Origin of the sequence: Silvimonas amylolytica, assembly GCF_014645555.1 — a bacterium.
In the GTDB taxonomy this organism is placed as follows: Bacteria; Pseudomonadota; Gammaproteobacteria; order Burkholderiales; family Chitinibacteraceae; genus Silvimonas; species Silvimonas amylolytica.
In genome coordinates this window covers 130,205-151,168 of the sequence record NZ_BMLY01000006.1, presented here as the reverse complement: position 1 = coordinate 151,168, position 20,964 = coordinate 130,205, and the positions used below count along the sequence as shown (strand labels likewise).

The following is a 20,964-nucleotide window of genomic DNA, read 5'->3' as shown; positions in this document are numbered from 1 at the left end:
GCGTACACCCCTCTGGCAACTCACCCGCCGAGCCTGTGTGCCGATACCCAGAAGCGCAGATTACCAACCCGAAAACACACAACCCACACGATGTATTGATGTGCGAGCCTGAAACAACAACGCCGGCAATGGCCGGCGTTGTTGTTTGTACTGCAGCAAGATCGCGCCTACTTGCGTAGTTTCAGACCGGCCAGCGCCGCAGCCATCGCGCCTTGTGCTTCTGGCTGGCGCTGCATGACTTTTCGATCACCCTTGCTCATGTTCTGTGCAGACACACCACTATCGGGTTTCTGGCGCACGTCATCGCTCAGGCGCATGGTTAATGCGATGCGCTTGCGCTTCACATCCACCTCTTGCACCTTCACCTTGACCACATCGCCCGCCTTCACTACTTCACGCGGGTCCTTGATAAACTTGTGACTCATGGCCGAGATATGTACCAGGCCATCCTGGTGCACACCAATATCGACAAACGCGCCAAACGCCGTGACGTTGGTCACCACGCCTTCCAGCACCATATCCACCTTCAGGTCGGCAATTTCTTCCACACCTTCGGCAAAGCTGGCGGTTTTGAATTCCGGGCGCGGATCGCGACCCGGTTTTTCCAGTTCGGCCAGAATGTCTTTCACAGTGGGCAGACCAAAGCGTTCATCCGTGAAGTCAGCCGCATTCAGTTTCTTCAAAAAGCCGCCATCACCAATCAAACTGGTCACCTCTTTTTGGACCTTGGCGATAATCTTTTCGACCACCGGGTAGGCTTCCGGGTGAACCGCTGAGCGGTCCAGCGGGTTGTCGCCCCCCATGACACGTAAAAAGCCGGCGGCTTGTTCGAACGTCTTGTCGCCCAGGCGTGGCACTTTCAGCAGTTGCTTGCGATTCTGGAACGCGCCATTGGCATCGCGGTAATTAACAATCTGCGCCGCCAGCGTGGCATTCAGGCCTGAGATACGCGTCAGCAATGCAACCGAGGCCATGTTCACATCCACGCCCACCGCATTCACGCAGTCTTCCACCACGGCGTCGAGCGAGCGCATCAGATCAAGCTGGTTCACATCATGCTGGTACTGACCAACACCAATGGACTTCGGGTCAATCTTCACCAGTTCTGCCAGCGGGTCTTGCAGACGGCGAGCAATCGACACTGCACCGCGCAGCGACACATCCAGTTCCGGAAATTCTTTGGCGGCCAGTTCAGAGGCCGAATACACCGACGCGCCGGCTTCCGAGACCACCAGCTTGGTCATTTGCAGTTCCGGATACTTCTTGATCAGTTCAATCGCCAGCTTGTCGGTTTCGCGGCTGGCCGTGCCATTTCCAATCGCGATCAGTTCGACTTTGTGTTTAGCCGCCAGCGCCGCACAAATGGCGATCGACTGGTCCCATTGGTTGCGCGGCTCGTGCGGGTAAATCGTGGCCGTATCCAGCAGCTTGCCGGTGGCGTCCACGACGGCCACTTTACAACCCGTACGCAAGCCTGGATCAAGGCCCATGGTGGCTCGCGGGCCGGCCGGCGCGGCCAGCAGCAGGTCTTTCAGGTTGGTCGCAAAGACCTTGATGGCCTCGGCTTCAGCCTTCTCGCGCAGCTGGTTGATCAGTTCGGATTCCAGGTTCAGCGCAATACGGGCGCGCCAGGTCAGGCGCACGGTATCTTGTAGCCATTTGTCCGCCGGGCGGCCGAGGTTCTCGATACCGTAACGGCGGGCAATTTTCAGTTCACACACACCTGGGCCCACCGGCTTGGCGGTTTCGTCCAGTTCCTCTGGCAGCGGAAGCGCCAGCGTCAGAATGCCCTCGTTGCGACCACGCAGCACGGCCAATGCACGGTGCGATGGCACATCTCGCCAGGGTTCATCGTATTCAAAGTAATCAGAGAACTTGGCGCCCTCTTCTTCCTTGCCTTCCACAATGCGCGTTTTGATATGGGCCTTGCCTGCCACGTGTTCACGCAACTCACCCACCAGTTCCGGGTCTTCCGCAAACTGCTCCATCAGGATGGCACGGGCGCCATCGAGCGCGGCTTTGGTATCAGCCACGCCCTTGCCTTCATCAACAAAACTGGCAGCGGCCGTTTCAGGATTTTGCGTTGGATCGCTCAACAAACCTTGCGCCAGCGGATCGAGTCCTGCTTCTTTGGCAATCTGCGCACGCGTACGACGCTTTGGCTTGTAAGGCAGGTACAAATCTTCCAGACGTTGCTTGTTGTCGGCATCCAGCAACTGCGCTTTCAGTTCCGGCGTCAGCTTGCCTTGCTCATCCACGCTGGCAATCACCGCGCCACGGCGCTCTTCCAGCTCTCGCAGATAACGCAGGCGCACTTCCAGATTACGCAACTGCGTGTCATCCAGACCCCCAGTCACTTCTTTACGATAACGGGCAATAAACGGCACGGTCGCGCCTTCGTCCAGCAACTGGACGGCGGACGCCACTTGCGCCTCGCGGCACACGAGTTCGGTTGCAAGGCGGGAATGAATACTGGGCAGCATGCAGCGGGAATTCCTGAATACAGTTGAATTGAAAGCCAGGATGGCTGGCAACACGGTGGATTGTCGCTTCGCGCCGAATCCACCCTACCTAACGACGCACGCAGACGATTTGGCCGTTGTTGTTGGGGTTGCTTTTGACCTTCTCCCCCTTTCAAGGACTTTTCCGATTGAGGGAGGGAGACCCAGGCTCCCGACTGATTGAGGGAAGCCCGGAGGGCAAAAGTCCGGGGGTCGCCTTTCTTTTGGGTACTTTTCTTTGGCGACCCAAAGAAAAGTACCGTGCTCCCGGGCACCCCCGAGTATGTAAACGCCGTTCAAACCCGCGCCGAAGGCGCTAACACAAGCCACGACAATAGCGCGCAACCACCACCCGCCAAACCAGACGATTTTACGCCGACAACAACTCAGCGACGACTGCCAGTGCGCCCAGACGAGCGTTATCCACCACAGCCCACAAGGTCACGGTCTTGCCGTCTTCACTCACGTCCACGTTGCTGATCCAGACCAGGTCAGCGCCAATGACATCCTGCGGCGTCGCCACACCGCTCGGGCCTTCCACATCAAGCACAAACAGTCCCGGATTCGTACGCAAGGCGGCGATCACGGCATCACGGGTTGTGTCCTGAATCAGGCGAATAGACAAGGTGGCGCCATGACCAAAGAACAGCGGCGCTTGAATACGCTGCACGCTATCGAGCAACGGCGCACCCAGTTGCTGGTTCACCACGTTGCGAATGCTTTCCGATTGCGCGTGTGGCAGCGGAAACAGGTTGAAAGCCAGACGTTTGGGGAAGGCACCGTTTTCAATCTCTTCATTGGCGTAGAGCGCCCGAGTTTGTTTGGAGAGCGTTTCCACCCCGGTCTGGCCCTGGGCGGAGGCTGACTCCAGCAAAGTAGCGTGTGCACGCGCAATCGACAGACCAGTCAGCGCCGACAACGGGCGCGACAACACGGCAAATGCAGCCAATGGCGCAGTGGCATCCAGCAGGCGGCAACCAGCAGCCTTGGCCGCCGGTGCGTATTTCTTCAGCTCTTCCCGGCTACCCGCAAAGACCGCGACTTGCGCGACAGACCAGTCGAACTCTTCGACTTCCAGCACCGGGTAGTCTTCTCCCCGGAAAGAGACTGCCGTGCCTTCGTCGGCGACCGCCAGTGCATACAGTTCTTTCACCGAGAGGGCGCTTTCAGCCAGGACTTCCAGTAAAGTGGTCCCAAAGGGGCCATGAGCGCCAAGAATGGCAATCGACAACGGTGCAGACATGATGATTTCTCCAGGGCGGCAGGCAGACAGCCAATGTGTGAAACACCTTGTTCGGGGCGCGCGCCCTTTACGTGCGGCCTGAACAGTAACGTGTCTGCCAATAGATGAGGCTGTTGTAACCACGAAGGGTGGCGCACAACAAAACAAAACAGGGCGCAGATGCGCCCTGTTTTGCGAGCAATCGCGTATTTTACAACGCGGCAACCACGGCGTCGCCCATTTCAGAACAAGACACTTTTCGGGTGCCTTCTTCATAGATGTCGCCCGTGCGCAGACCATCGGCCAGCACTTTCTTCACGGCATTCTCGACACGTACCGCAGCGGCTTCATTTGCAAGGCTGTAACGCAGCAACATGGCCAGCGAGAGGATCGTCGCCAGCGGGTTGGCCAGGTTCTTGCCGGCAATATCCGGCGCAGAACCATGGCTGGGTTCATACAAACCCTTGTTGTTCTGGTCCAGTGATGCCGACGGCAGCATGCCGATGGAACCGGTCAGCATGGAAGCTTCATCCGACAGGATGTCCCCGAAGATATTGCCGGTCACCATCACATCAAACTGCTTGGGGTTACGCACCAGTTGCATGGCGGCGTTATCCACGTACATGTGGCTCAGTTGCACGTCCGGATATTCCTTCGCCACATCAGTGACGATTTCTTTCCAGAACTCGGTGGTTTCCAGCACATTGGCCTTGTCGACCGAACACAGCTTCTTGTTACGCTTTTGCGCAGCCTGGAACGCGACATGGGCAATCCGGCGGATTTCACTCTCGGCATAGCGCATGGTATTGAAGCCTTCGCGCTCGCCAGCCTCGTTCACATGCACGCCACGCGGCTGACCAAAGTAAATGTCGCCTGTCAGTTCACGCACGATCAGGATATCCAGGCCGGAGACCACTTCCGGCTTGAGCGTGGAGGCATTGGCCAGTTCCGGGTACAGGATGGCCGGACGCAGGTTGGCAAACAGATTCAGATCCTTGCGAATGGCCAGCAACCCGCGCTCAGGGCGCAGCGGGCGATCCAGCGTGTCGTATTGCGGGCCGCCCACGGCGCCCAACAGCACGGCATCGGCTTCGCGCGCCAGCTTTTGCGTGAACTCCGGATACGGCGAGCCGAACTGGTCATAGGCAGCGCCACCCAGCGGGGCTTCTGTCATTTCGATTTCCAGACCGTCATTGCGCAGCACATCAAGCACGCGGCGGGCCTGGGCGACGATTTCGGGACCAATACCATCACCGGGCAGGATCAGAATCTTCTTCATGCTTTGTTTTCACCAGAAATAAAAAAGCCCGGCTGCCCGACTGGTCCATGCTTGACCAGTCGCGCTCACGCCGGGCTCGATTTTGAAAAATCTCAGCTGTGCGAGAGCTTGTAGTTCACATCGCAATCCGTCAGCACGATCACGCGCGGATGGGTTTGCAACAACGTTGCCGGCACTTGCGTGGTGATCGGCCCATTGAGCGTGCGATCCAGGATCTCTGCCTTTTCCTGCCCCTTCACCACAAGGAGAATGGACTTGGCGTGCAGAATGGAACCCATGCCCATGGTCACGGCGTGTGTCGGTACTTCATCGAGCGAATTAAAGAAGCGCTTGTTGGCTTCGCGGGTATCTTCCTTGAGCGTTACCTTGTGGGTAAAGCGCGAAAGCGTGGTATCCGGTTCATTAAAACCAATGTGGCCATTGTGGCCAATACCCAGCAATTGCATATCTACCGGGCCTTGCTGATACAGCGCCTCGTCGTAACGACGGCATTCGGCTTCGATATCGGCGGCATTGCCGTTGGGCACGTGCGTGTTTTTGATGTCGATATCAATATGGTCGAACAGATTGCGCTGCATGAAACTGCGATAGGACTCCGGATGCGTGACCGCAAGGCCCACGTATTCATCCAGATTGAATGTGCGTACTTCCTTGAAACTGATCAGGCCTTGTTTGTAGCTTTTGACCATCTCCTGATACAGACCAACCGGCGAACCACCAGTGGCCATGCCCAGCACCGCATTCGGGCGGCCACGGACAACGGACATCATCAAATCAGCTGCAACACGATCTAGCTCAGCCTGGTTCTTGAACTTGTGAAGAATCATGGTTTCGTTTCCCCGTACTTATTTTTTAATCAGAATGTAAGACTCTGAAGCACGAACTATAGCAACTACCAACAAGTAGTGCTGCCGTCGGCCCAATAATACCGCCATTCTGCATTGCGCGGCGGCCACAACTGGCTACCGCGCAGCGTATGCGGCAATCCGGGGAAATTTCCTGCCCCGGATTGCCTTGGGGAAACGCAATCTTGCGTTATTGCCTTGCTGCCAATCAGCCAGCAAACAGCCAGGGCTGTGATTTGCGGTGGCGTTCTTCAAACGCCTTGATGTCGTCCGCATGCTGGAGCGTCAGGCCAATTTCATCCAGACCTTCAAGCAAACAATGCTTGCGGTGGCCAGTAATATCAAAACCGAACGACTTGCCAGACGGCGTGGTCACGGTTTGCGCGGCCAGATCAACGTTCAGGCGATAGCCCTCTGCCGCTTGCGTCTCGTTAAACAACAGATCGACAGCGTCGGCCGGCAGCACAATCGGCAGCACGCCGTTCTTGTAGCAGTTGTTAAAAAAGATGTCGGCAAAACTGGGGGCGATCACGACACGAAAGCCGTAATCATCCAGCGCCCACGGCGCATGTTCTCGCGAAGAACCACAACCGAAGTTATCGCGTGCCAACAGCACTTGTGCGCCCGCATAACGCGGGAAATTCAGCACGAACTCCGGATTGACCGGGCGATTGCTGTTATCCATACCCGGCTCGCCGTGATCCAGATAGCGCCATTCATCAAACAGGTTCGGGCCGAAACCGGAACGCTTGATCGACTTCAGAAACTGCTTTGGAATAATGGCGTCGGTATCCACGTTGGCCCGATCAAGCGGGCAAACGAGACCATTCAATTGTGTAAAAGCTTTCATGGCGTATGTCCTTTTAGACAGAACGCCCGACAAAAACCACGCTGGATCAGCAAGCAGTTTTTATCAGCCGTTCTTTACTTGCCCTGAATCTTCTCACCCACTTTTTGCACATCCTGACCAAAACCATGGACGGTATTACAGCCGGCCAGGGCCATTACGGACAGCATCATCAACAAGGCAAACAGTGATTTCATGGGTTCAAAGACTCCGCAAGATACATATATTCAACAAGCCGGGCGCGGGGCTCAGGCAAAGTTGCGGATGTCGACAAAATGGCCGGCAATGGCAGCAGCAGCAGCCATTTCAGGGCTCACGAGATGGGTACGCCCACCCTGCCCCTGCCGTCCTTCAAAGTTACGGTTAGAGGTAGAGGCACAACGCTCACCTGGTTCCAGACGATCCGCGTTCATTGCCAGGCACATGGAACAACCCGGCTCACGCCATTCAAAGCCAGCCTCGATGAAAATCTTGTCGAGACCCTCGGCTTCAGCCTGTCTTTTTACCAGACCGGAGCCTGGCACGACCATAGCGAGCTTCACATTCGCGGCCTTTTTGTGACCCTTGGCTACAGCGGCAGCGGCGCGCAAGTCTTCAATACGCGAGTTGGTACAGGAGCCAATGAATACCTTGTCGATCTGGATCTGTTCGATCGGCGTATCGGCTTGCAGGCCCATGTAATGCAACGCGCGCTCCAGACTACCGCGCTTGACCGGGTCCGCCTCATTGGCCGGGTTCGGCACTGCGCCACGCACATTGGTCACTTGCTCTGGCGAGGTACCCCAAGTGACTTGAGGTTCGATTTCAGCGGCGTTAAGCTCAACCACCTTGTCGAACTTCGCACCGTCATCGGACACCAGCGTCTTCCAATAGTCGACAGCCTGGTTCCATTGCTCTCCCTTCGGCGCGTAGGTGCGACCCTGGAGGTAATCCACCGTCTTCTGGTCGACCGCGACCATCCCCGCCCGTGCACCGGCTTCGATAGCCATATTGCACAGCGTCATGCGGCCTTCCATCGACAAGCTGCGAATGGCAGAACCGCCAAACTCAACCGCGTAACCCGTGCCGCCCGCAGTACCGATCTTGCCAATGATGGCCAGTGCGACATCCTTACCTGTCACACCGCGGCCCAGTTCGCCTTCCACCTTGACCAGCATGGCTTTGGATTTTTTGGCAGTCAGGGTTTGCGTGGCCAGTACGTGTTCAACTTCAGACGTCCCAATCCCATGCGCCAATGCGCCAAATGCGCCATGCGTAGATGTATGGCTATCGCCACACACCACAGTCATGCCGGGCAGCGTTGCACCGTTTTCCGGGCCAACCACGTGCACGATACCTTGACGCAGATCCTTGAACGGGAAATACGCCAGCGCCCCGAAATGCTTGATGTTGGCATCCAGGGTCTCGACTTGCAGGCGAGAGATCGGGTCTTTGATGCCTTCGTCCCAATGATCTGTCGGGGTGTTGTGGTCAGCAGTGGCCACCACAGAATCAACACGCCAGGGTTTGCGGCCAGCCAGGCTCAGGCCTTCAAATGCCTGCGGACTGGTAACTTCATGCACCAGATGGCGGTCGATATAGATCAGACAGGTGCCGTCTTCTGACTCATGCACCACGTGGGACTGCCAGAGTTTGTCGTAAAGCGTCTGTGCCATGTGTTTCATCCCGGTTGAATCGCACTGTTTTTCCGGTGCGGACTGGTTGTGGCATAAGGTCGCAGAGTCAAACCCCATGCCGTGTTAACTGGTTTACGGGGTACAGCTTAGGCGCAAGATTTTGCGCTAACAAGGCAGGCATTTATACTGGTATAAATACTAATTGGTAACAGGATGAGCCATGTCTATCCGTCGCAAGGAACTGGGCGAGTTTCTCACCGCCATGCGCCAGAAATGTGAACCCGCCGCGTTTGGTTTTCCGATTGGCCAACGCCGGCGCACGCAAGGCCTGCGACGGGAAGAAGTCGCCCAACTGGCTGACATCAGCCCGACCTGGTATACATGGATTGAACAAGGTCGCGAGATCAGCGTTTCAGGCAAAGCCCTGCGTCGCCTGGCGGAGGCACTCCGGCTGGATAAAACCCAACGGGCGTATCTGTTTGAACTGGCCGGCCAGCGCGATCTGCAACCCGCAGCAGCAGAGCAAGAAATCGCCCCCCCATTTTTGCAGCAAATAGTCGACGATTTCACGATGCCCGCGTATGTCATGGGCCGTTACTGGGATGTACTTGCCTGGAATGCGGCGGCTGCAGACCTGTTTGGCGATTGGCTCTCCCCCGACCGATCACCCAACATGCTGCGCTTTGTATTTGCTGACGCGCACGCCCGCACGCTGGTTGAAGACTGGGAAACCCGGGCTCAACGCATTGTGGCAGAGTTCCGCGCGGACAGCCGCGACCAGGTAGATGACCCGGCCCTCATGCAACTGGTAGACAACCTGCATCAAACCAGCCCCGAATTTGCCGCCTTCTGGAAACGCTATGACGTCCTTGAACGACACGGCGGTCTGCGCGGCTTCAATCACCCCAGGCACGGCCATATGAACCTGAGCCAGGTCACCTTTCAACTGGTTGATCAGGCTGATCTCAAATTGGTGCTGCTTACCCGCACCACCGTCACCGACTGATTTTGACCAGCGTGCAATGCATGCACATAATCAGGACGTCTCTCTGCCTGGATGCACTCATGCGCTTCGTTGCCATGCTTTGTCTCGCTACCCTTGCCTTGCCAGCCCTGGCCGCCCCGGCCTGCAAGCAAGTGACGCAGGAACTGAACCAGCGCATCAAACCTCAGGTCGATGCCAGCCAGCTCGCGCAGACATTGACAGCGTTGAACCAGACCGGCCGCCTCCCTGATAGCTACGTGACCAAACGTGGCGCGCAGAACGCGGGCTGGGAGCCGGGCAATGATTTGTGGCGTACGCTACCAGGCAAGTCGATTGGCGGCGATCGCTTTGGCAACTATGAAAACCGCCTGCCCAAAGGCCAGTACAAAGAAGCTGATCTGGACTATCGCGGTGGCAAACGCGGCGCGAAGCGGCTGATTTTCAGTAATGACGGCCATCGCTATGTCACCGTCGATCACTACCAAACCTTTACCGAGGTGCCGTCATGTCAGTGAAAAAAGCCCGGCAGGTCACACTCAGCCACATTCAGAGTCTGGACGACGTATATGATCAGTTTGCAGCCCAACTGGCCCTGCCTGATTACTTTGGCCGCAACCTGGATGCCCTGTATGACGTATTGAGTGCCGAAGTTCAGGGCCCGTTGAAAATCATCTGGCAAGATGCAGGCGCTGCTGCCAGCGCCATGGGCAAGAAGCATTACGCGGCGGTCATCGAAGTGTTCAACGATGTTGGGGAAGAACGCGATGATCTGGAAGTCGTGATCGCCTGATCACCCCGACGTCACTTATGTATTTAGCTATTTAACGTAGCCAGCAATTCCAGTTCTTCCTCAGTGAAACCGGCTGCTATCCGGGCCGCACGGTTCATCGGACCACCAAACGGTGTGACGTACTCCCGGTACAAGGCAATGAAATGCCGCACGGGATCAAGCCCGCGTTGCGCGCAACACCAGCGATACCAGCGATTGCCAACCTCTACATGGCCAATCTCATCGCGCAAAATGATCGCCAGGATGTCAATGGCGCGACGATCGCCTACTTCTTTCAAACGGGCCTGAATCCCTGGAGTGACGTCCAGGCCGCGGGCTTCCAGTACGCGCGGCACCAGCGCCATGCGGATCAATACATCGTGATCCGTGCGTAGCGCCATTTCCCACAAGCCGTTGTGGGCCGGGAAATCACCGTAATCAAAACCCAGTTCCTGCAGGTATTCGCGCAGCAACGTGAAGTGATACGCCTCTTCTTGCGCCACTTTCAACCAGTCCGCGTAATACGCCTGCGGCATGTCCCGGAAACGGTAGATTGCATCCAGCGCCAGATTCACGGCATTGAACTCAATATGTGCCAGCGCATGCAGTAAAGCTGCCCGTCCTTCAGGCGTCCCCAGCCCCCGCTTGGGGACATCGCGCGGCATGACCAGCAACGGCTTTTCCGGCCGGCCTGGCGCCGGCAAACGTTCAGCAGCAGGCGCTGACGGTGGCACTTGCGCACTTGTCAGAAAACGCGTGAGCGACACCTTTTCCGCTGGATCACGGCTCTTGAGCGCACATTCAATTGCAAAAAGAAAATCAGACATTTCTCATTATTTTCAACAAGTTCCAATCACCAAACCGTGATTAATCACAAAGCAAAATCAGGAATAGTCACGTATTCCTCTTGGCATATGGCGATAAGATGACGTCATAGTTTTTTAGCCATCCAGCATGGCATGACAAAGGAGGCCTACCATGGCGAATAATGCAGTCAATCCACGGGAAGTCCGCCGCCAGCTCGGAATGAACCAGCAAGAATTCTGGAGCAAGATCGGCGTAACCCAAAGTGGCGGTTCCCGCTACGAAAGCGGCCGTAACATGCCGCGTCCGGTTCGCGAACTTTTGCGCGTCGTCCACATTGAACAGATCAACCTGGAAGAACTGACCCGGGAAGACTTTCAAGTGATGCGCTACCTGCGTGAACACAAACCTGAGCTGCTGGACACCCTGCGCTCTGCTGCACGCGAACGCGAAAAGCATCAAACCCGTTTTACCATGGCCGGCGCACTGGCCCGTTAAACGGTGCGGGGCACTTTTGCCCCTGAGCGGTTAACAAAATCCCGCATGGCGGTGCCAACGGCAACTGGCAGGATTTTGTTAACCGCTCTAGATGCTTAGTTTTACCTCAAGGCCCTGTGCTGAAATCCGTTCAGCCAGGGCCTTCATCCATTCTGCAGGCGCAGCTTTCAAGCGCGGTGCTTCTGGCTGCATGGATGGCCGGGCCAACCCATACAGCAAAACCCCCTTCAAACCTGGCGCTTGCGCTTTCAGTTCCTCAACAAACGCGACATAAGCCGATACTTCCACCTCAGTGGGTAAGGCACCATCCAGCTCGAACATACAGGTTTGCAACCAGGTGGCGCAGCGTTCACTGGCCGCGATCAGGTGACGGATCACCGCTGCCCGATTCAACTGCACCTGATTGACCACGGCAAAGCCGTCTTGCGGCGCGCGGTCAACCTTGAACCACAACTCGCCATTGATCTTGCCCATCTGCCCGACTACATCCAGCACTTCAGGTTTGTATAACTGGCTGCCGTTGGTAATCAGTACGATCTTGATTTTCCCCAGCAGCCCAAAGGCTTGCAACTGGCGCTCAACAATTTGCAAAGCGTGACCAAATTCCGGGCTCATGGTGGGCTCACCGTTGCCCGAGAACGCCACATCGTTGAGCCGACGCAACTCGACAGGCACGCGCTCCTGCATGAAATCGCCATCAACAATTTGATGCAGCATGGTGGCGAGTTCATCTTCCAGTTGTGCCAGATCAATCGGCGGCGGGCCGCCACGCTTCAGATCCGGCACCTGGCAATACAAACAACGCCAGTTACAGGCGTTATTCGGGTTCAGATTGATGCCGATTGAGACCCCACCGGCGCGGCGGGAAACAACGGGGTACACATAGGTAAAGCCAGCGCTATCGCGGGAGTGATCAGACACCCGCAACACGCGCACCGGAAATCCGTCAGCCATGTGCCGGCGCTCTCACCAGCAAGGTAGGAATGCGGGTATGGCGCATAACACCCTCCGCGACACTCCCCAGCAACAAATGCGTGAGTCCACTGTAGCCATGCGTACCCATGACGATTACGTCTGCATTCCACTCAGAGGCATCATCCACAATGGCGCGGGCAAGGTTGCCACCCCACGCTTCCAGCAAGCCTGACTCGCAATTGACGCCCTGCTGTTTCAGCGCGTCGACATATTTGACGAGAAGCTGCTCGCCACTCTTGCGCAAGGAATCTTGAAGTTGAGGCACATCAAGAAACTCGTTTGCACTCCACGCGAACTGCGCCAGATCAATAACATGCACGAGGCGAACAACAGCCTTCTGATCTATCGCAAGACGAATGGACTCACGCAGTGCTGCGGCGCTGGTATCACTGTCATCAACCGGAACAAGAATGCGCTGATACATACAACCTCCCCTTGCTGAAAATGCTGATCTATACGGAAGTCTAGCAGATCGCGACTGGCCGGTTGCGGGGGCCGAGGCATCCGAATACACTCGATTGGCACGTAAATTTTACAGCTTTCGGCTTTTAACCAATGACCAGAATCAAACTCACTCCGCCCGAATATGTTGATCTGACCGTGGAACTTGATATTCGTGTCACTGATCTGAACTACGGTGCTCATCTTGGCAATGTCGAATTGCTGGGCATGTTGCATGAAGCGCGGGTGAAATATCTGGCGCATTACGGAAATACCGAATTGGGGGATGCGAACACCCCTGGCATCATCCTTAATGACGTTGCCATGACGTTTCATAGTGAAGGCTTCCTGGGTGAGCGCCTTTCTATCGCCATGACCGCCGCCGAACCCTGGCGCGCGGGATATGTTCTTTATTACGTGGTACACGCCATCCAGGCAGGTGTGGCGCCACGGCTGGTTGCAACGGCAAGAACCGGCATTGCGTTCTTTGATTATGATTCTCGCAAACTACAGAACATGCCCAAGGCATGGTCAGACCGGCTCAATATCGACAGGACTGAAACAACATGAAAAAGTATCCCAGCAACAGCGCAGAAGCGATGGCGCGCATTCTGGTCATGCAGATGATGTGCGATGGCAATTTCGACCCCGCCGAAATTGATGAACTGGAACACAAGCGTGTCTATGAAGCCTTGGGCATTAGCCGCAAGGCCTTCATCCAGGTCTTCCAGGATTATTGCAATGATGTCTCTGACGACGCCTCTGAAGACGGCAACATCCGCCTTGTAGACCGCGAACGCATTGACCAGATGCTCGATGCCGTGGATGAACCCCGCAAGCGCCTGATGCTGGCCGCCATTGCATTGGGCATCGCCAAAGCTGACAACGATTTTTCCAATGTTGAGCTGGCCGTTTTCCGCCACATGCTTAAGTACTGGCGCCTGAATCTGGAAGATCTGCAAACCGCTTTTGCTGTTTGATGTACCGCCCCGGTCACCGGCCGGGGTAAGCCGCACACGACCTGCTTCCGGCGTGACATCAAGTTTCTATCAGTCCAGCCGATAGATTCATCAGTCAAGCCGGATTGAAATATCCAATAAAATAAAGGATCTGCAAAAAAGCAGATTTATAACTGGGGAGTCCGCTATGCAGTGGTGGAGCCATTTTCACGCCGCGCTTGAGCGATCTTTGCTCCAAACGCTGACCCGCAAGTTCGCCTTTCTGTATCTCTTGCTGGCCGCACCGGTCATCCTTCTGATTGTCACCAGCCTTGCCAGTAGTGAACTAGCCCAGACCGCGCACAGCCTTGGCCTGACCGAATCGGCCGTTGGCCGCCTGACCGCCAGCTTTGACAGCCTGTATGTCTGGGCATGGGTGCTGACCATTCTGTCGGCCGTCTTCATTACTGTGCAGGTGGTTTACTTCCGTTTCTGGATCGCCCGCCCGGTATTGGCGATCACCAAGGTACTCAACGATGTAGCCGGCGGCGAAGGCGATTTGTCGCGTGATGTGCCCGTCATTACGAGTGACGAAATTGCAGCACTGGCTGGCGCCTGTAACCGCTTCCTGGCCAAACAACGCGAAATCATCGCCAGCGTGCAGACCATGACTGTCGGGATTGCGCTGGAGGCTGCGCGCTCCATGAAGAGCATCAGCGACTCAGCCCAGTCTGCACATCAGCAAGATGCGCTGGCACAAAAAGTGGTTGCAGCCAGCGATAGCACTACCGTGGGCATTAACGATGTCTCACACCGGACGCAAGAAATTTCAGGTTCTACAACGCATAACCTGGAAATGGCCCGCGCCTCTTATGCGGAACTGCAGGACGTCACAGACCGGATCAACGCCATCAGCCTGCGAATGTCCAGCTTTAACGAAACGGTAGACGGCCTCAATCAGCGTTCAGCCAGCATCAAAGCCATTGTTGATTTGATCAAGGAAATCTCTGGTCAAACCAATTTGCTGGCATTGAATGCGGCCATTGAAGCCGCCCGCGCAGGAGAAACTGGCCGCGGCTTTGCAGTAGTGGCCGATGAAGTTCGCAAACTGGCAGAAAAAGTCGGCGAAGCGACAGATGATATCTCACGTGATATCGACAACATGCTGAACGAAGTGGCGCATACCCGCGAAGAAACGCATGTGATCACGCACGATGCCCAACTGACGCGCTCGGTCGTGGAAAAAGCCTCAGGCCAGTTCCAGCGCATGATGACGGATTTTGAATCGACCTCTTCAGCCTTGGTGGGCATTGCTTCGACACTGGAAGAATTCACCGAGGCCAACAACGTGGTGAATGCCAATGTGTCGGAAATCCACCAGCTATCGCTCAAGGTAAATGAACGCATGGCGGGCTCGGCGGAGTCCTCTCAAGGGCTGGCCCGGGCTGCCGAACAAGTGCAGGCATTGATTGGCCGCTTTACGGTCGGCCAGGGCAATCTGGATGCCAATATCCAGAAAGCCAGCAAGGCACGCGACGAAGTTCAGACACGGATCGAAGCGATGAGTCGCCAGGGTGTCAACGTGTTTGACCAGCAATATCAGGCCATAACCGGGACATCTCCTGCCAAATACAAGACGTCCTACGACAACCGGTTTGAGACCGAAATACAGCCGATTTACGATCAGTTGGCCCGTAGCGCGATTGGCGGCAAGTTCGTGCTGGCAGTGGATACCAACGGCTACGGCCCCACGCACAACAGCTGGTATTCCAAAGCCCCCACGGGTGACAAGGCAACCGATCTGGTCAATAGCCGCGACAAACGTATTTTCAACGATCCGGCAGGCCTGCGCGCCGCGCGCAATACGCAGCGCTTCTTGCTGCAAACCTATGTGCGCGATACCGGCGAGATCATGACTGAACTGGACGTGCCCATTTACATCAACGGTCGCCATTGGGGCGGTTTGCGCCTGGGTTTTGATGCAAGCCAGATGCTCGACCAGAAAACCTGATCGTCTGGCTCCAGGTTCTGAAGCGCACAAACACAAACGCCACCATGAATCATTCATGGTGGCGTTTTACATTTGGCGGCCGTCGCCGCCATCCCCTGTTATCTGGTTAGAGCGTGACTTTGCGGGTCACATATTGATAACGATGTTGCAGCATCAGTTCGCCTGTTTGTTGCAGCCACTGGATCAATGTACGCATGATGTTCTCCGTTCATTAAGTAGTTTTGTTACGTACATAATGAATCAACACGAAAAACAAAACTACGTAAAACTCACACCTTGCCTCGGCAATTATTCACATAGCATGCTGAACATCCCCGAGCTTTCAAGCTGATCCCGTGGGCGCTATTGCAGCCAGGTACCCAATCTGCGCCAGCTTTCCAGCTTTTGCGCGAACGCCAGTGTATAAGCCGGGCTGGATGAAGGTAGATCGAGCAGCTGCAAGCCTTCAATCGCGTGCAGTTGTTTACGGCCGAGGCGCGCAGAGGTACCCCCATTGAACGCGACGACCTTCAATGCTGGCAGGGTTGCAATCAGCTCCGTCAGTGCGTTGTGGGAATGGTTGCGGATTGCAGCATCCAGACTGCCTTTGCGCTCAGCTTCGGCAATAACATCCCACAGACCAACACCGTACTCAAGAAGCGTACCAAGGCGTGCGTCATAGGTTTGGGTGCGCAAATCTTCCCCGATCACGCCGCCCAGCAATTCCCAAAACCGGTTTTGTGGATGCGCATAGTACTGCTGCTGTGCCAGGGAGGCCTCACCAGGCAAGCTACCCAGAATCAGCACCCGGGTGCGTGGGTTAACAACGGGCGGGAAACAGCGTTTGAGATCCATATCCGACAAACAAGATGCAATGTGTGAAAGTACAACCCGGCCAGTTCCTGGTTACTGTGCGGCCTCGGCAAGCAACCAGTCCCGAAACGCCTGCACCTTATCCAGACCACCGCTTTCCAGGCGATGCACGATGTAATACGCACTCGGCACCGGGCTGGTCGCCTCGCCAAATGGACGAATCAACCGGCCCGCCGCCAGATCATCCCGTACCATAACACTACGCCCCAGTGCCAGCCCCCTGCCTTCCAGCGCGGCTTGCACCACGGCAGCCGCATTGTTGATACGCAATCCATGGTCCGCTGGCACATTTTGATAACCCGCTTCATCCAGCCAGCGCCGCCAGGTGGGGTATGCCGGATCTGCAGCCATGGAAACATCATGCAGCAAGGTGCTCTGCGCTAGCGCGTTTGCATCCAGCTGCCCCTGTTTCAGCAAGGGATAATGGGGCGCACAGACTGGAAAAACCGATTCTTCCATCAACAACGTGGCAGTTAGCCCAGGCCATTTCCCGCCGCCATAGCGAACACCAATATCTATGCGCTCAGTCAGAAAATCGACCGCTCTGGTATTGGTATCCAGCAGAACATCCATTTCTGGCTGCAAAGCCTGAAAACGGTCGATTCTGGGTAAGAGCCATTTGGCCGCAAACGCCGGGCTCACGGTCACTGTCAGGCAAGCATGGGCACGTGCGTCTTTCAGTCTGGAGAGTCCGACCGAAAGCCGGGCAAACCCTTCCTGAATATCCGGCAATGCCGCACGGGCAGCGTCGGTCAGTGTCATGCGGTGGCTGCCGCTGCTGGCCCGATTGAACAACGTGATACCCAGCCACGCTTCCAGGCTGCGCACTTGTTGCCCCACTGCCGCTGGCGTGACGTTGAGTTCTGCGGCCGCGCCGGCAAACCCCTGGTGGCGGGCCGTTGCTTCAAATGCGCGCAGCGCGTTGAGATAAGCCAGTGAAGACATATCTTGTTCAACCTGTTTTTACGCTGGCAACCGGCGGTGGCGGCAGATCACGCAAATGCCCGGTTTTCGCCCAGACCCATACGCCCTCTTCACCCGCCGTGGCATCCAGCGCAGCACCACATGGCAATCGATACCAGGAATGTGCCCGGAGGTAGTTTTGCCCGATGACACAATCCCCCTGCAGCACCAGCCACTCACCCCCACCGGGGACATTTTCCACGACTCTCTGGCCCGCAGGCCAGAACGCCAGCCGTACACTCTCCGTGCCACTGACATGAGCCGGCCAGTCCTGTTTTTGTGTGGGACCGAGTGACCCCACGAACGGCCAGACGGGTAGCGACAACACGACACTCTGCTGGTCGGCTGGATCAAACTGCCAAAGCCGGACCAACAACAGACAACCCTCTTTGGTGTACGGGCTGTGCTGTGTACCGGGCGGGTTCCTGAAATAAGTGCCCGCGGGGAAATCACCGTGTTCATCACTGAAGGTGCCCTCGATCACCAGGATTTCCTCTCCACCTTGATGTTCGTGGGCATGAAAGCGGCTCTGTGGGGCGTAACGGACGAGCGAGGTAGCCTGGGCAATCTCATCGCCAATACGAAAAAGCGGACGCCGCGTGACGCCCGCTTGCGGCGTGGCCAGCCAGGCATCGGGCGTGTTGTGCTCCAGCGCTGGTATGGTGATATCCGCGTTGAGGTTCATTTCATGTTCCAGCCAGTAGTGTGGCGACCGCTGCATCTGCTGCGGCCAGCGCCCCTTCGAGATAACCGCCCATATCCGGTGCGAACTCCGTCCCCGCCAGCATCAGGTGCCCAGCCCAGGCTTCCGGCAAAGCCGTGTGGCCATAGTATGGATGCTGGTGCAGCGGTTGTTGATCCTGTTGTGTCGCAGTATACGGGTCCTGCGCCCAGTCTTTCAGCGCGGTCCAGCTTGGGGTTTGCGCCTCAGGGCCAAACAGGCGGGCCAACTGGTTGATAGCCCGCTGTTGCAAACCCGCCTCGCCAAGTTGCTGCCGGATCTGTGCCGGCACACCTATAAATCCGAACAGCAGGGCCACTGTCCCCGCTTCATTGGAGGCATCGTGAATTTCGACCATCGGCCCGCGCTGACTGCTCACGTCCCCCGACAAACCGGCCGTACGCCAGAACGGTTGGTCATAAGCAGCGACAAATTTGGCTTGCCCGGCCATCCAGGTCGGCGTCTCCTGCCAGCGCTGGCGTAATCCGGATGATACGGGCGGCGTCATCCTCACCGCATTGGCCAGCAACCGCGGCGGCAAGGTGCTGATGACAGCGGCAGCGCGGATCATGTGCAGCGTGTCGCGCTGACTCACTTCAACCTCGACGCCATCTGGCGTCAAGCTTAGCGCACTCGCCCGGGTGTCCAGCTGCAACACCGCAGGCCCCAATTGCGCCACCAGAGCGGCAACCAGTGCTTGCATACCGCCGACGAGACGGCGGGATTCCGGTTGCGCAAACCAGCTATGGCGCAAGGTCTGAATGGTGCCATCCGCGTCTTCGCGCAGGCGGGCGCCGGCCTCGTACTGAGGGTAATCAGCCAGCCCCAATTGCCTGACCAGTGCCGCCATGCGCGGATTCATTTCTGGCCAGTACCAGCCAGGCCCCATATCTGCAGAATGACCTGGCCCGTGTGGTGATTCACTGAGAATACGGCCGCCCGGGCGTGGACGCGCTTCAACGAGGAGCACCTGCCGACCGGCATGGCGCAACTGCAAGGCCGCATACAAGCCAGACAAGCCTGCGCCAAGGATGAGGATTGGTTTTTCAGTCACGATCATTTCAAAAGCGCCCACCCATGGGCCGGATATCCAGTTCTTGTGTCCAGGTACTGGCAGGTTGATGGAACAATTGCAGATACTGTACAGCCAGTTCATCCGGATTGATCATGCGCTGCAGATGGCTCGCGGCAAAGCGCTGCGCCGTTTTATCGCTCTCAATCAGACCATCCACGATCACGCTCACCGCATGGATGCCTTGAGCGCCATGTTCACGGGCAACCGCTTGCGCAAAGCCACGCAGCGCAAATTTGGCCGAACTGAAAGCGGCAAAATCCACGCCGGCCCGGCGACTCCCGGAGGCACCGGTATAAATCAGCGTGCCGCCACCCAGTTGCTGCAGACGGGGAATGGCTTCACGCGTCACCAGAAACGCAGTCATGACCATCGCGCGCCAGACGGATTCCAGTTGTGCTGCACTCGTACTCATCAGCGGCTCACGCAAGAACAACATGCTGTTGTGAATGACGCCAGCAAGCGGCGGGTAATGCTGATCGAGACAGGCAAACAGCGCCCCCACGGCACCTTCATCGGTGAGATCAACGTGCTCGCCCTCACCACTGCGGGAGGCGCCGACGACGGAATACCCTGCGTTTGTAAATTGCCGTGCCAGCGCGGCCCCCAAACCGGCGCTATAGCCGGCGATGAGCACCGTGCGTCCGGCGCCGATCCTGCTTGTGTTGCTGGGCATGTTTTTTCTCATGACAACCGGGGCGTGTTAGCCCCGGCGAGGATTACCCCAGATTGCGGCCGGCCATCACGCCACCATCCACATCCCATACGGCCCCGGTCACCCAGGCGGCTTTATCTGACAGCAAGAAAGCGACGACCTGAGCGACATCCAGCGGTGTGCCCACCCGGCCGATTGGATGAAACCGGTTAAAGCCCTGCAAAGCCGCATGGACTTCGGCCTTCGGAATGAACCCTTCATAGATCGGTGTCTGCACCACAGCGGGCGACACCGCATTGACCCGGATCTGCTTGCCTGCCAGTTCCATCGCCAGATGTTGGGTCAGCGCGTGCAAACCGGCTTTGGCCATGGAATAGGCCGAGGATGGTGTGGCTTCAATGGCCTGCTTTGCCCACATCGAACCAATATTGACGATGACACCTGGCTTGCCAGCGGCAATGAGGTTCTTTGCCACGGCTTGAGTCACGAAAAAGAACGCGCGGTTGAGCGCCATGTACTGGTCATAATCGGCGTCGCCATGCGCCACGAATGGCTTGGGGAAGAACACGCCAGCGGCATTGACCAGCAGGTCTATGTCCCGATGGTCCTGATCAAGCGCGGCAATCAATGCATTCACGCCGTCGGCACGGGTCAGATCTGCGGCCAGCGTCTGCACCGTCCCCGTTGTAGCAACCCCGGCAAGCAACTGCTGTGCATCGTGTATTTTGTCAGCACGATGGCCAACCACGATGACAGAACCGCCCTCTTTTGCGACCAGTTTTGCGGTTTCCAGACCTATGCCGCTGGTGCCTCCCACAACGAGCAGTTTGCGACCAGTAAATGTTTGATTAGTCATGATGTGTTCCTCGGTTAAACGCGGTTTCCTCACGGCACGGGCGATTTCATTACACAGTTTTTCTTTTTTATAAAACCATGTCTCGCCTGTCGGCCTGTCTGGCATATCCGCACA

23 protein-coding genes are annotated in these 20,964 nt (G+C 56.8%); 7 read left to right on the top strand and 16 right to left on the bottom strand.

Features of this window, described 5'->3' with window-relative positions:
- Window positions 1–167: 167 nt before the first annotated feature.
- The 7 genes from IEX44_RS16500 to leuC all read right to left on the bottom strand — a co-directional run bounded on the left by IEX44_RS16500 (window position 168) and on the right by leuC (window position 8,349).
- Complete coding sequence (locus IEX44_RS16500; protein WP_229679242.1) at window positions 168–2,483, bottom strand: Tex family protein; 2,316 nt, start codon at window positions 2,481–2,483, stop codon at window positions 168–170.
- A gap of 388 nt (window positions 2,484–2,871) precedes the next feature.
- Window positions 2,872–3,744 carry an Asd/ArgC dimerization domain-containing protein gene (locus IEX44_RS16495; protein ID WP_188696481.1) on the bottom strand — a complete coding sequence of 291 codons (873 nt, stop codon included), beginning with the start codon at window positions 3,742–3,744 and terminating at the stop codon, window positions 2,872–2,874.
- A gap of 190 nt (window positions 3,745–3,934) precedes the next feature.
- Entirely contained in the window at window positions 3,935–5,002 is a 1,068-nt protein-coding gene (leuB, locus tag IEX44_RS16490; RefSeq protein ID WP_188696479.1) for a 3-isopropylmalate dehydrogenase, read from the bottom strand.
- Between the two features lie 92 nt (window positions 5,003–5,094).
- On the bottom strand, window positions 5,095–5,829 hold the full coding sequence (gene nagB / locus IEX44_RS16485) for a glucosamine-6-phosphate deaminase (protein ID WP_188696476.1): 735 nt from the start codon (window positions 5,827–5,829) through the stop codon (window positions 5,095–5,097).
- Between the two features lie 226 nt (window positions 5,830–6,055).
- A complete protein-coding gene (leuD, locus tag IEX44_RS16480; protein ID WP_188696473.1) occupies window positions 6,056–6,697 on the bottom strand; it encodes a 3-isopropylmalate dehydratase small subunit in 642 nt (213 codons plus the stop codon).
- A gap of 74 nt (window positions 6,698–6,771) precedes the next feature.
- Window positions 6,772–6,891 (bottom strand): entericidin A/B family lipoprotein, encoded by a 120-nt coding sequence (locus IEX44_RS16475; RefSeq protein WP_188696470.1) that lies wholly within the window; start codon window positions 6,889–6,891, stop codon window positions 6,772–6,774.
- Window positions 6,892–6,942: 51 nt separating this feature from the next.
- On the bottom strand, window positions 6,943–8,349 hold the full coding sequence (gene leuC / locus IEX44_RS16470) for a 3-isopropylmalate dehydratase large subunit (protein WP_188696466.1): 1,407 nt from the start codon (window positions 8,347–8,349) through the stop codon (window positions 6,943–6,945).
- A 181-nt stretch (window positions 8,350–8,530) separates the two neighbouring features.
- Here leuC and IEX44_RS16465 point away from each other — a divergent pair, with 181 nt between their 5' ends.
- The 3 genes from IEX44_RS16465 to IEX44_RS16455 are packed head-to-tail and all read left to right on the top strand — an operon-like array spanning window position 8,531 to window position 10,085.
- Window positions 8,531–9,316: a helix-turn-helix transcriptional regulator gene (locus IEX44_RS16465; protein WP_188696463.1), complete on the top strand. Its 786-nt coding sequence runs from the start codon at window positions 8,531–8,533 to the stop codon at window positions 9,314–9,316.
- 59 nt (window positions 9,317–9,375) lie between these two features.
- Window positions 9,376–9,810: a ribonuclease domain-containing protein gene (locus IEX44_RS16460; protein ID WP_229679241.1), complete on the top strand. Its 435-nt coding sequence runs from the start codon at window positions 9,376–9,378 to the stop codon at window positions 9,808–9,810.
- Window positions 9,801–10,085, top strand: a complete 285-nt coding sequence (locus IEX44_RS16455; RefSeq protein WP_188696457.1) for a barstar family protein — start codon at window positions 9,801–9,803, stop codon at window positions 10,083–10,085. The genes IEX44_RS16460 and IEX44_RS16455 overlap by 10 nt, the downstream gene beginning before the upstream one ends.
- Window positions 10,086–10,108: 23 nt before the next feature.
- Here the strand turns inward: IEX44_RS16455 and IEX44_RS16450 are convergent, their stop codons facing one another.
- Window positions 10,109–10,891, bottom strand: coding sequence for a ferritin-like domain-containing protein (locus tag IEX44_RS16450; protein ID WP_188696452.1), 783 nt, complete (start codon window positions 10,889–10,891; stop codon window positions 10,109–10,111).
- A gap of 151 nt (window positions 10,892–11,042) precedes the next feature.
- On the opposite strand from IEX44_RS16450, the gene IEX44_RS16445 reads away from it, so the two are divergent.
- On the top strand, window positions 11,043–11,366 hold the full coding sequence (locus tag IEX44_RS16445; protein ID WP_188696449.1) for a helix-turn-helix domain-containing protein: 324 nt from the start codon (window positions 11,043–11,045) through the stop codon (window positions 11,364–11,366).
- 87 nt (window positions 11,367–11,453) lie between these two features.
- Here IEX44_RS16445 and IEX44_RS16440 read toward each other — a convergent pair whose 3' ends face one another.
- Window positions 11,454–12,320: a radical SAM protein gene (locus tag IEX44_RS16440; RefSeq protein WP_188696446.1), complete on the bottom strand. Its 867-nt coding sequence runs from the start codon at window positions 12,318–12,320 to the stop codon at window positions 11,454–11,456.
- Window positions 12,313–12,765 carry a universal stress protein gene (locus tag IEX44_RS16435; RefSeq protein WP_188696443.1) on the bottom strand — a complete coding sequence of 151 codons (453 nt, stop codon included), beginning with the start codon at window positions 12,763–12,765 and terminating at the stop codon, window positions 12,313–12,315. The genes IEX44_RS16440 and IEX44_RS16435 overlap by 8 nt, the downstream gene beginning before the upstream one ends.
- Before the next feature lie 131 nt (window positions 12,766–12,896).
- Here IEX44_RS16435 and IEX44_RS16430 point away from each other — a divergent pair, with 131 nt between their 5' ends.
- The 3 genes from IEX44_RS16430 to IEX44_RS16420 all read left to right on the top strand — a co-directional run bounded on the left by IEX44_RS16430 (window position 12,897) and on the right by IEX44_RS16420 (window position 15,731).
- On the top strand, window positions 12,897–13,352 hold the full coding sequence (locus tag IEX44_RS16430) for an acyl-CoA thioesterase (protein WP_188696440.1): 456 nt from the start codon (window positions 12,897–12,899) through the stop codon (window positions 13,350–13,352).
- Window positions 13,349–13,762, top strand: coding sequence for a tellurite resistance TerB family protein (locus IEX44_RS16425; protein ID WP_188696438.1), 414 nt, complete (start codon window positions 13,349–13,351; stop codon window positions 13,760–13,762). The genes IEX44_RS16430 and IEX44_RS16425 overlap by 4 nt, the downstream gene beginning before the upstream one ends.
- A 166-nt stretch (window positions 13,763–13,928) precedes the next feature.
- Window positions 13,929–15,731, top strand: coding sequence for a methyl-accepting chemotaxis protein (locus IEX44_RS16420; RefSeq protein WP_188696433.1), 1,803 nt, complete (start codon window positions 13,929–13,931; stop codon window positions 15,729–15,731).
- A gap of 342 nt (window positions 15,732–16,073) precedes the next feature.
- Here IEX44_RS16420 and IEX44_RS16415 read toward each other — a convergent pair whose 3' ends face one another.
- The 6 genes from IEX44_RS16415 to IEX44_RS16390 are packed head-to-tail and all read right to left on the bottom strand — an operon-like array spanning window position 16,074 to window position 20,850.
- Window positions 16,074–16,565, bottom strand: coding sequence for a DNA-deoxyinosine glycosylase (locus IEX44_RS16415; RefSeq protein WP_188696429.1), 492 nt, complete (start codon window positions 16,563–16,565; stop codon window positions 16,074–16,076).
- Window positions 16,566–16,616: 51 nt separating this feature from the next.
- Window positions 16,617–17,528, bottom strand: coding sequence for a transcriptional regulator GcvA (gcvA, locus tag IEX44_RS16410; RefSeq protein WP_188696426.1), 912 nt, complete (start codon window positions 17,526–17,528; stop codon window positions 16,617–16,619).
- 7 nt (window positions 17,529–17,535) lie between these two features.
- Window positions 17,536–18,231 carry a cupin domain-containing protein gene (locus IEX44_RS16405; protein ID WP_188696422.1) on the bottom strand — a complete coding sequence of 232 codons (696 nt, stop codon included), beginning with the start codon at window positions 18,229–18,231 and terminating at the stop codon, window positions 17,536–17,538.
- Between the two features lies 1 nt (window position 18,232).
- Complete coding sequence (locus IEX44_RS16400; protein WP_188696419.1) at window positions 18,233–19,321, bottom strand: flavin monoamine oxidase family protein; 1,089 nt, start codon at window positions 19,319–19,321, stop codon at window positions 18,233–18,235.
- A 7-nt stretch (window positions 19,322–19,328) separates the two neighbouring features.
- Window positions 19,329–20,015, bottom strand: a complete 687-nt coding sequence (locus IEX44_RS16395; protein ID WP_188696416.1) for an SDR family NAD(P)-dependent oxidoreductase — start codon at window positions 20,013–20,015, stop codon at window positions 19,329–19,331.
- Window positions 20,016–20,058: 43 nt separating this feature from the next.
- Complete coding sequence (locus IEX44_RS16390; RefSeq protein WP_188696413.1) at window positions 20,059–20,850, bottom strand: SDR family NAD(P)-dependent oxidoreductase; 792 nt, start codon at window positions 20,848–20,850, stop codon at window positions 20,059–20,061.
- Between the last annotated feature and the right edge of the window lie 114 nt (window positions 20,851–20,964).